Origin of the sequence: uncultured Campylobacter sp. (assembly GCF_938045225.1) — a bacterium.
GTDB lineage: Bacteria > Campylobacterota > Campylobacteria > Campylobacterales > Campylobacteraceae > Campylobacter_A.
The window spans coordinates 1-8,412 of record NZ_CALINL010000247.1; the positions used below are offsets into that span (position 1 = coordinate 1).

The 8,412-nt window shown below is 47.2% G+C and carries 8 protein-coding genes and 1 pseudogene; 5 read left to right on the forward strand and 4 right to left on the reverse strand.

What is annotated here, in order from left to right; genetic code table 11:
* A partial coding sequence (gene groEL, locus Q0200_RS08785) for a chaperonin GroEL (protein WP_297940442.1) occupies window positions 1-1,038 on the forward strand: 1,038 nt, incomplete at its 5' end.
* Window positions 1,039-1,382: 344 nt separating this feature from the next.
* Here groEL and Q0200_RS08790 read toward each other — a convergent pair.
* The 4 genes and pseudogenes from Q0200_RS08790 to Q0200_RS08805 all read right to left on the reverse strand — a co-directional run bounded on the left by Q0200_RS08790 (window position 1,383) and on the right by Q0200_RS08805 (window position 4,623).
* Window positions 1,383-2,219: a cysteine ABC transporter substrate-binding protein gene (locus tag Q0200_RS08790; RefSeq protein WP_297940444.1), complete on the reverse strand. Its 837-nt coding sequence runs from the start codon at window positions 2,217-2,219 to the stop codon at window positions 1,383-1,385.
* A gap of 324 nt (window positions 2,220-2,543) precedes the next feature.
* Window positions 2,544-3,300, reverse strand: a pseudogene (locus tag Q0200_RS08795) (amino acid ABC transporter ATP-binding protein).
* Window positions 3,301-3,308: 8 nt separating this feature from the next.
* The gene (locus Q0200_RS08800; protein ID WP_297940446.1) at window positions 3,309-3,983 is read right to left on the reverse strand and encodes an amino acid ABC transporter permease; all 675 of its coding nucleotides are present in this window, start codon (window positions 3,981-3,983) and stop codon (window positions 3,309-3,311) included.
* Complete coding sequence (locus tag Q0200_RS08805; RefSeq protein WP_297940448.1) at window positions 3,970-4,623, reverse strand: amino acid ABC transporter permease; 654 nt, start codon at window positions 4,621-4,623, stop codon at window positions 3,970-3,972. The genes Q0200_RS08800 and Q0200_RS08805 overlap by 14 nt, the downstream gene beginning before the upstream one ends.
* A gap of 155 nt (window positions 4,624-4,778) precedes the next feature.
* Between Q0200_RS08805 and Q0200_RS08810 the strand changes: the two genes are divergently transcribed.
* The 4 genes from Q0200_RS08810 to Q0200_RS08825 all read left to right on the forward strand — a co-directional run bounded on the left by Q0200_RS08810 (window position 4,779) and on the right by Q0200_RS08825 (window position 8,205).
* On the forward strand, window positions 4,779-5,828 hold the full coding sequence (locus Q0200_RS08810) for an agmatine deiminase family protein (RefSeq protein ID WP_297940450.1): 1,050 nt from the start codon (window positions 4,779-4,781) through the stop codon (window positions 5,826-5,828).
* Window positions 5,829-6,749 carry a cation diffusion facilitator family transporter gene (locus tag Q0200_RS08815; protein ID WP_297940452.1) on the forward strand — a complete coding sequence of 307 codons (921 nt, stop codon included), beginning with the start codon at window positions 5,829-5,831 and terminating at the stop codon, window positions 6,747-6,749.
* A gap of 14 nt (window positions 6,750-6,763) precedes the next feature.
* Window positions 6,764-7,231, forward strand: a complete 468-nt coding sequence (locus Q0200_RS08820; RefSeq protein WP_297940454.1) for a low molecular weight protein-tyrosine-phosphatase — start codon at window positions 6,764-6,766, stop codon at window positions 7,229-7,231.
* A gap of 101 nt (window positions 7,232-7,332) precedes the next feature.
* Window positions 7,333-8,205, forward strand: a complete 873-nt coding sequence (locus tag Q0200_RS08825) for a carbon-nitrogen hydrolase (RefSeq protein WP_297940456.1) — start codon at window positions 7,333-7,335, stop codon at window positions 8,203-8,205.
* Window positions 8,206-8,412 lie beyond the last annotated feature (207 nt).

Here is an 8,412-nt window from a genome sequence, read left to right on the forward strand (position 1 = left end):
AGCCCTTACTTTATCACAAACGCCGAAAAGATGCAGGTTGAGCTGAGCAATCCGTTTATCTTGCTATTTGACAAGAAGATTACAAATTTAAAAGACTTGTTGCCTGTGCTTGAGCAGATCCAAAAAACAGGCAAACCGCTACTAATCATCGCTGAAGATATCGAGGGCGAGGCACTTGCGACGCTAGTAGTAAACAAGCTTCGCGGCGTGCTAAACATCTCTGCGGTTAAGGCTCCCGGCTTTGGCGATCGCAGAAAAGCAATGCTTGAGGATATCGCGATACTAACCGGCGGCGAAGTAGTGAGCGAAGAGCTAGGTAGAACGCTAGAAAGCGCGACTCTAAGCGACCTAGGTCAAGCTTCAAGCGTTATCATCGACAAAGACAACACGACTATCGTAAACGGCGCAGGCGAGAAATCGGCAATCGACGCTAGAATCATCCAAATAAAAGCTCAAATCGCAGAAACTACGAGCGACTACGATAAAGAAAAACTACAAGAGCGCCTGGCTAAGCTAAGCGGCGGCGTAGCGGTTATTAAGGTGGGCGCTGCTACCGAGACCGAGATGAAAGAGAAAAAAGACCGCGTGGACGATGCTCTAAGCGCGACTAAAGCGGCCGTAGAAGAGGGCATCGTGATCGGCGGCGGCGCTGCGTTTATCAAAGCGAGCGCTAAAGTGGATCTAAAACTAAGCGGCGATGAAGCTATAGGTGCCGATATCGTAAGACGCGCGCTAACCGCTCCGCTACGCCAGATCGCTGAAAATGCGGGCTTTGACGCGGGCGTAGTAGCAAACTCCGTAAGCGTAAGCAAAGACGATAACTATGGCTTTAACGCGGCCACCGGCGAGTACGTGGATATGTTTAAAGCCGGTATTATCGACCCGGTTAAGGTCGAGCGCGTGGCTCTACAAAACGCGGTCAGCGTGGCGAGCTTGCTTCTAACTACGGAAGCTACCATAAGCGAGCTTAAAGAGGACAAACCGATGCCTGCTATGCCTGATATGAGCGGTATGGGCGGCATGGGCGGAATGATGTAATACGCCTTTATCTGCGGAGAGCTTTGGCTTTCCGCAGGTTTTTCTTTAAATTTCCTTGCAAATTGTACAAGGAAAATCCACAAAACTATCCTTTCTAATAATTAAAAAATATCCTTGAATTCTATAGTGATTAAAATTTACAAACTTTGATATGTGAGCTTAAATTTGGCGGTTCATTTATTGTATTTTTCGGATCAAATTTGCTTTAATAATAAGCAAGCGTAAAATTTTAGTCGTATTTAAAATATCGAAACGATAGGTTGTGCTGGTGGTAAATTTACCTAATGCTTTAAATTTTAAAATGTATAGAATGAAAAAGTCGGAATTTCTTCCGACTTTGGGTTTTATAGTTTGCCGCCTTCGACGACGAGAGATTCCGGATTTACGCTATCGCCGTAGATCGGTTTTAGCGTAGCGTCGTAGTTTTTGTGGAAGAAATTTTCCTTGCCAAGCTCTACGATCTCGTTATTTAGCCACTCAAGCAGCGCTTTGTTGCCTTTTTTAACAGCAGGAGCGATGACGTCAACCTCGCCTAGGGCTTCGATACCGACGGTAAAGCCGGGATTTTCTTTAGCCCACGCAAAAAGCAGCGCGTTATCGTGCGCTAGCGCCACGCCTCTTTTATCTACCAAAGCGGCGAAAGTTTCGGTGTTTTGGTCGTATTTTATAAGCTCGATGTCAGGGTGATTTTTCGTGAAATACGCGTCCGCAGTCGTGCCTTTATTGACGATTAGTTTTTTGCCTTTTAGCTCGTCCACGCTTTTTATGACCGCGCCGTCCGGGCTAACTACGCCTAGCGACACTTTCATATACGGAAGCGCAAAATCAACGACTCTAGCGCGCTCAGGGGTTTTGGTGAAATTTGCTAAAGTGATATCGACCTTGTCGGCTACTAGCACTTCTACGCGGCCTGCTGCTTCTACGAGTTCAAATTTAACCTTGCTCTCGTCGCCCAGCAGATCCTTTGCGATGCGTTTGGCGAAGTATATGTCGTAGCCTTGGTTTTTGCCCTCTTTATCGACGTAGCCAAACGGCGGTTTGTCGCTAAAGACGCCCACGCGCACGTATCCGCGCTCTTTTATTTTAGCCAAAGCGTCAGCTTCGGCAGCCTGCAAATTAGCCTGACCCGTTAGAAAGACGGCGGCGAATGTTGCCAAAAATGAAAACAGAAGTTTTCTCATTCTTTCTCCTTTAAAATAAAGTGCGCAAAATATACAAAAGCTTGGCTAAAATGCGACTAAATTTGTACTTTTTCGGACGACTGGCGCAGAGAATAATCAAATTTTGTTTAAAAACGTAACGCTAGATTTAAAATGGAGTGTAAAATTTACTCAAAATAAATTTATAAATTTAATTTTAGATTTAAGAAACGGCTAGCAAATTAAATTCGCGCAGGTTTTTTTGAGTAAATTTGAGTTGCTTAAATGGCAAAGACGCAAGGTTTTAAAAGCTAAATTTGATGAAAAGCTTTCAAATTTAGCCCCAAAAGGTCAAATTTAAAACCACTAAAACGAAAATAAATTTAAAAACTTCTTCGCGCGTTCGCTTTTTGGATGTGTGAAAAATGCCTCTGGCTCGCTCTCCTCGACGATTTTGCCCTCATCCATAAAGACTATACGATTTGCCACTGAGCGAGCAAAGCCCATCTCATGCGTTACGATCAGCATCGTCATGCCGTCTTTTGCGAGGTTTATGACGACGTCTAGCACCTCGCGCACGATCTCGGGATCTAGCGAGGCCGTTATCTCGTCAAATAACATGATTTCGGGCTTCATGCAAAGCGCGCGCACGATAGCGATACGCTGCTTTTGCCCGCCGCTAAGCTCCTTTGGATAGGCGTATTTTTTGTGTTTTAGGCCTACTTTTTCTAGCCACGCTTCGGCTTCTTTTTCGACCTCTTCGCGGCTTCTTTTTTGCGCTTTTACCGGGCCTAGCACGATGTTTTCGATGACGTTCATATGGTCAAACAGCTCGTAGTTTTGAAAAACCATGCCGATATTGCGTTTGCTGGGTTCCATCTTTTTGGCGGATTTTGATCCAGTCTTTGTAGTCTTTATCGATCTTTTCGCCGGCTATCTCTATCTGCCCGCCGTCAAATGCCTCAAGGCCGTTTATGCAGCGCAGAGTTGTGCTCTTGCCGCAGCCCGAGGGTCCTAGGATCACGACTACTTCGCCGTTTTTGACGCTAAGGTCGATGCCTTTTAGCACCTGCAAGTCGCCGTAAGATTTGCTTAAATTTGATAGTTTTAAAATTTCGCTCATTTGATTCCTTATGCCCATCTGTTTTCAAGTATCTTAGATAGTTTTGAGATAGGATAGCAGACGAGAAAATATAATAAAAATATAAAGCCGTATATCCAAAACGGCACGGTCGGGTTGGCGGTTAGGCTCGCCGCCTCGATCGTTTGTTGGCCGACTTTTAGCAGGTCGGGTACGCCGATGAGGGCGACGATCGGGGTGGTTTTGATGATACGGCTTAGCAAATTTACGCCCGCGGGCACTAGGCGGCGCGTGGCTAGTGGGATCACGACGTAAAGATAAATTTGGGTCTTGCTAAGCGCTAGGGCCGCCGCGCTCTCAAACTGATGCCGTGGTATCGAGACGATCGCGCCGCGCACGATATCCATCATCTCAAACACGCCCCACAGGCTAAATACGATGAGCGAGGCGTTAAATTTGGATATATCGAGCCCAAATGCCTTGCTTGCGCCGTAGTAAAACAAAAATAGCCAGACGATTTGAGGCATAATGCGAACGATTTCGAGGCAAATTTTTAGGACGAAAAAGATAAATTTGTTTTTCGAGCTCATCAACACGCCCAAAAACGTGCCTAAAACAAGAGAGATGGCGATCGAGATAGCCGAAATCTGCACGCTCATCCACAGCCCCTCGAAAATCAGCCGCTTTAAAACTAGCGGGTCGAATAAAATACTAACTCCGTCCAACTCTCATCCTTTTTTCAAGCCAAAATAAGACCAAAGATATCGGCAAAATGATAATCAAATAGCTAACTACGAGCATAAAAAGCGCCTCGTCGGTCATGTAGTAAAGCCCGATGATGTCCTTGGTCGCATAGACCAAATCGGGCAGGGCGATGATGCTGATGACTGAGGTTTCTTTGATGAGAAAGATGACGTTAGCGGCGATAGAGGGGATCGAAACGCTAAAAGCCTGAGGCAGGATAACGTAGCGTAAAATTTGCCCCTGCGTGAGTGCGACGCTAAGCGCAGCCTCGATCTGCGTCTTTTTCACCGCTTCAAAGCCAAGCCGAAAACTCTCGGCCATATAGCTGCCGCCTAGAAACGCAAGCCCCGCGACCGCGCAGGTAAAGGCGCTCAAATTTAACCCGAATTTGCTAAGTCCGTAGTAGAGGAAAAAAAGCTGTATAAGCAGCGGAGTGTTTCTAGAAACCTCGATGTAGCCGTTTACGATTGGCGTTAGGAGCTTGATCTTGTAAAATTTAACCAGCGTGCAAAATATGCCGATAACAAGCGAGAGTAAAATGCCGTAAAGTGAGAGCTTGACGGTGAAAATGCCCGCTTTTACGAACATCGGCGTAAATTCTTTTATAAACTCAAAATCCATAAATTTTTTAGCTTCTTTTTGATAATTTCGCGAGATTGTAGCGAAAGCAAACTAAATTTAAAACTAATTTTGTATGATTTATTTTAAAATTTAAGCTTGCAAAAGGTATCATAACCTCTAAATTCTGATAGAAATTATTTAAATAAAGGACGAATTTGAGAGCGTTTGCAGAGTGGGAAAAACAAGAGCTGATATTTTTATCGCTACCGCACGAAAACACCGACTGGAAGCCGTATCTGGATGAAATTTTAGACGCCTACGAGAGTCTGGTCGCTGCTATCGCGCCGTTTCAAAAGGTCGTTTTGATCTGCCCCGAGGAGAGGATTTTTCGGGAGCGATTTGCTAAATTTGATAACGTAGAGTTCGTAAAGATCGATACCGATGATACGTGGATACGCGACTACGGCATGATCGACGTAGAGGACGGCGCGAAAATCGTCAGCTATGATTTTAAATTTAATGCTTGGGGCGGTAAATTTGAAAGCTCGAAAGATAATGCCGTAAATTTGGAGCTAGCTAAGCGTTTTAAAAGCGATTTGCGAAGTATCGATCTCGTACTTGAGGGCGGTAGTATCGATTTTAACGGGCGCGGCACGCTACTAACGACTGAGAAGTGCCTACTAAACGACAACCGCAACTCTCATCTAAGCAAAGAACAGATCGAGGCGCAGCTTAAGGAGCTTTTTGGCCTTGAGCGCATAGTGTGGCTTAAAAACGGCTTTATAAAGGGCGACGACACCGATAGCCACGTCGATACCTTGGCGCGTTTCATCGCTCCTGATACTATCGCATACGCCTCATGCGACGATCCAAACGATGAGCATTTTGAGGAGCTTGCCGCGATGAAAAAAGAGCTTGAAAGCACGGGCTTTAAGCTCGTGCCGCTGCCGCTTCCTAAGGCTAAATTTTACGGCGACAAGAGGCTTGGGTGCACGTATGCGAATTTTATCTTTATAAACGGCGCCGTTATCGTTCCGACGTACAATGATGACAACGACAAAATCGCGCTTGATCGACTAGCGCAGCAGCTGCCTAACCATAAGATAATCGGCGTGGATTCGCTCGTTTTCGTGCGTCAAAACGGCTCGCTGCACTGCTCGAGTCAAAACAAGTATAGCGGTGCGAGCGAAGCGAAGCATGTTTCTAGCGAACGAAGTGAAGCGGAGAATAGATTTGTAGGCGCAAGAAGCGAAAGCGAAATCTAAATGCAATTAAACAATACCGACATAAAAAGGCAAAATGAAATTTTAGGTCGCAGAGCCGTGATAGTTGCGGGCACTACGGCGTTTGCGCTAGCTGCGGTTAAATTTGCCGCGGGTTTGATCGGCGGTTCGGTGGCGGTGCTTAGTTCGGCGATCGATTCGATGCTTGACCTGCTAGTTTCCGCGCTAAATTTCTTCGCCATCCGTAAATCCCAGGCCGCGCCTAATGCTAAATTTAACTTCGGCTACGCCAAGCTAGAAGCGCTTGCGGCGATGCTTGAGGGCGTTTTGATCGTGGGTGCCGGCGCGTTTATACTTTACGAGAGCGTGTGTAAGCTACAAACGGAGCAAGCGCCCGTAGATACGGCTTTTTCGCTCTATGCGATGGCGCTATCGGTCGCGGTTACGGGGCTGCTGGTCGCCTACCTTTCCCGCGTCGCTCGCCGCACGAGAAATTTGATCGTTAGAGCCGACGCGCTGCACTATAAAAGCGACCTTTTTAGTAACCTAGCCGTTATCGCCTCGCTTATATTGGTCGAATTTACGGGATTTGCCGCGATAGACGCCGTTTTTGGTATAGTAATTAGCGGCTACATCGCCGTTAGCGCGATAAATTTGATGAAAGAAAGCGTAGGCGTGCTGCTTGACCGAGCGCTAGATCCCGAGATAACGGCGCAAATCGAAGAGATAATCCGCTCGCGCCCTCAGATAGCAAGCTATCACGGCCTAGCTACCAGAAAGAGCGCAAACATCTGCTACGTCGCGGTTCATCTAGTCTTTAACCGCGAAATTTCGCTTTACGACGCACACAAAATTTCAGACGAGATAGAAGCCGCTATCAGAGCTAAATACGGCGAGTTTGAATGGCAGATCACGACGCACCTTGATCCGTGCGACGATCAAAACGGCTCGTGCGAATGCTAAATCAAAGGAAAAATATGAAAATTTTATTCGTTTGCCACGGAAATATCTGCCGCTCGACTATGGCGCAGTCGGTTATGCAAAATTTGAGCGAAAATGCGGGTCTGGCCGGGCGCCTTAGCATCGACTCGCGCGCCACGCATGAGGACGAGATAGGCGAGCCGCCGTACTACGAGACGGTGCGGGTTTTGAAACAAAACGGCGTGCCCGTAATGCCTCACAAAGCGACCTTGATAACGCAAAAAGATTTTGATAACAGCGACCTTATCTTGATAATGGACGATGAAAATTTAAGGACTTTGAAACGCAAATTCGGCGCTGAGGCTAAATTTGACGAAAAAGTAAAATTCCTGCTCGAATTTAGCGACGCGCCAAGCGGCAAGATAATCGCCGATCCATATTACACCCGCGATTTTGAGCGGTGCTACGATGACGTTTCGCACTCTTGCGCGGGCTTGCTTGAGAGGCTAAAGCAAATTTTATGAGCCGGCGAAAGCGGCAAAATTTAGCTTGCCGGCCGGCCGTTCAAGCCCTAATTTATCCCCGCTTTGATATAATTTTGAAAATTTAAATCATAAGGAAAAATATGAAAGTAGCGCTAATCCAACAAAAATTTCACGGCACCAAAGACGCAACCGTGCAAAGGACGCTCGAGCTCGTGCGCGAGGCTAGCGGCGGCGGAGCCCAGCTTGTCGTGCTGCAGGAGCTACACCAGACGCAGTATTTTTGCCAGAGCGAGGAGACGAGGTTTTTTGATCTTGCCGAGGGCTGGGAAAACGACGTCAAATTTTGGGGCGAAGTAGCGCGACAAAACGGCGTCGTGCTCGTCACTTCGCTATTTGAAAAGCGCGCGGACGGGCTGTATCACAACACCGCATTCGTCTTTGAAAAAGACGGCAGCGTAGCCGGCAAATACCGCAAAATGCACATCCCGGACGACCCGGGCTTTTACGAGAAATTTTATTTTACTCCGGGCGATATCGGTTTTGAGCCCATCGATACGAGCGTAGGTAGGCTCGGGGTTCTTGTTTGCTGGGATCAGTGGTATCCCGAGGCTGCGCGTCTCATGGCTCTGCGCGGCGCGAAGCTGCTCATCTATCCGACCGCGATCGGCTGGTTCGAGGGTGATGAGGAGGCGGAGAAATCGCGGCAGCTAGAGGCGTGGGTCGCCGTACAGCGCGGACATGCGGTCGCAAACGGCCTACCAGTGATCGCCGTAAACCGCGTGGGCTTTGAGGGCGACGAGAGCGGCATGATGGACGGGATCAAATTTTGGGGCAACAGCTTTGTTTTCGGCGCGCAGGGCGAGGAGCTTTTCCGCGCCGATAGCCAGAGCGAGCTGTGCCGCATCGTCGAGATCGATATGACCAGAAGCGAAGAAGTTCGCAGGATTTGGCCGTTTTTGAGGGATAGACGCATCGACACATACACAAATTTAACAAAAAGATTTATTGATTAAGGCTTGTCTTTTTGCCCTATACTTCGTTACTTTTAAATTTGGCTCGGTCATTACCTACATGGTAACTCCTATCGCCAAATTTAAAAGTGCCTCGTCTGGCGCAAAAATACTTCGCCTTATTTTTTACGGCTTGTCTTGCGAGCGCTTTTTGTGGATTTTGTTAAAATTTGACTCAATAGGCTACATGCCTTATCTTCGTCAAATTTT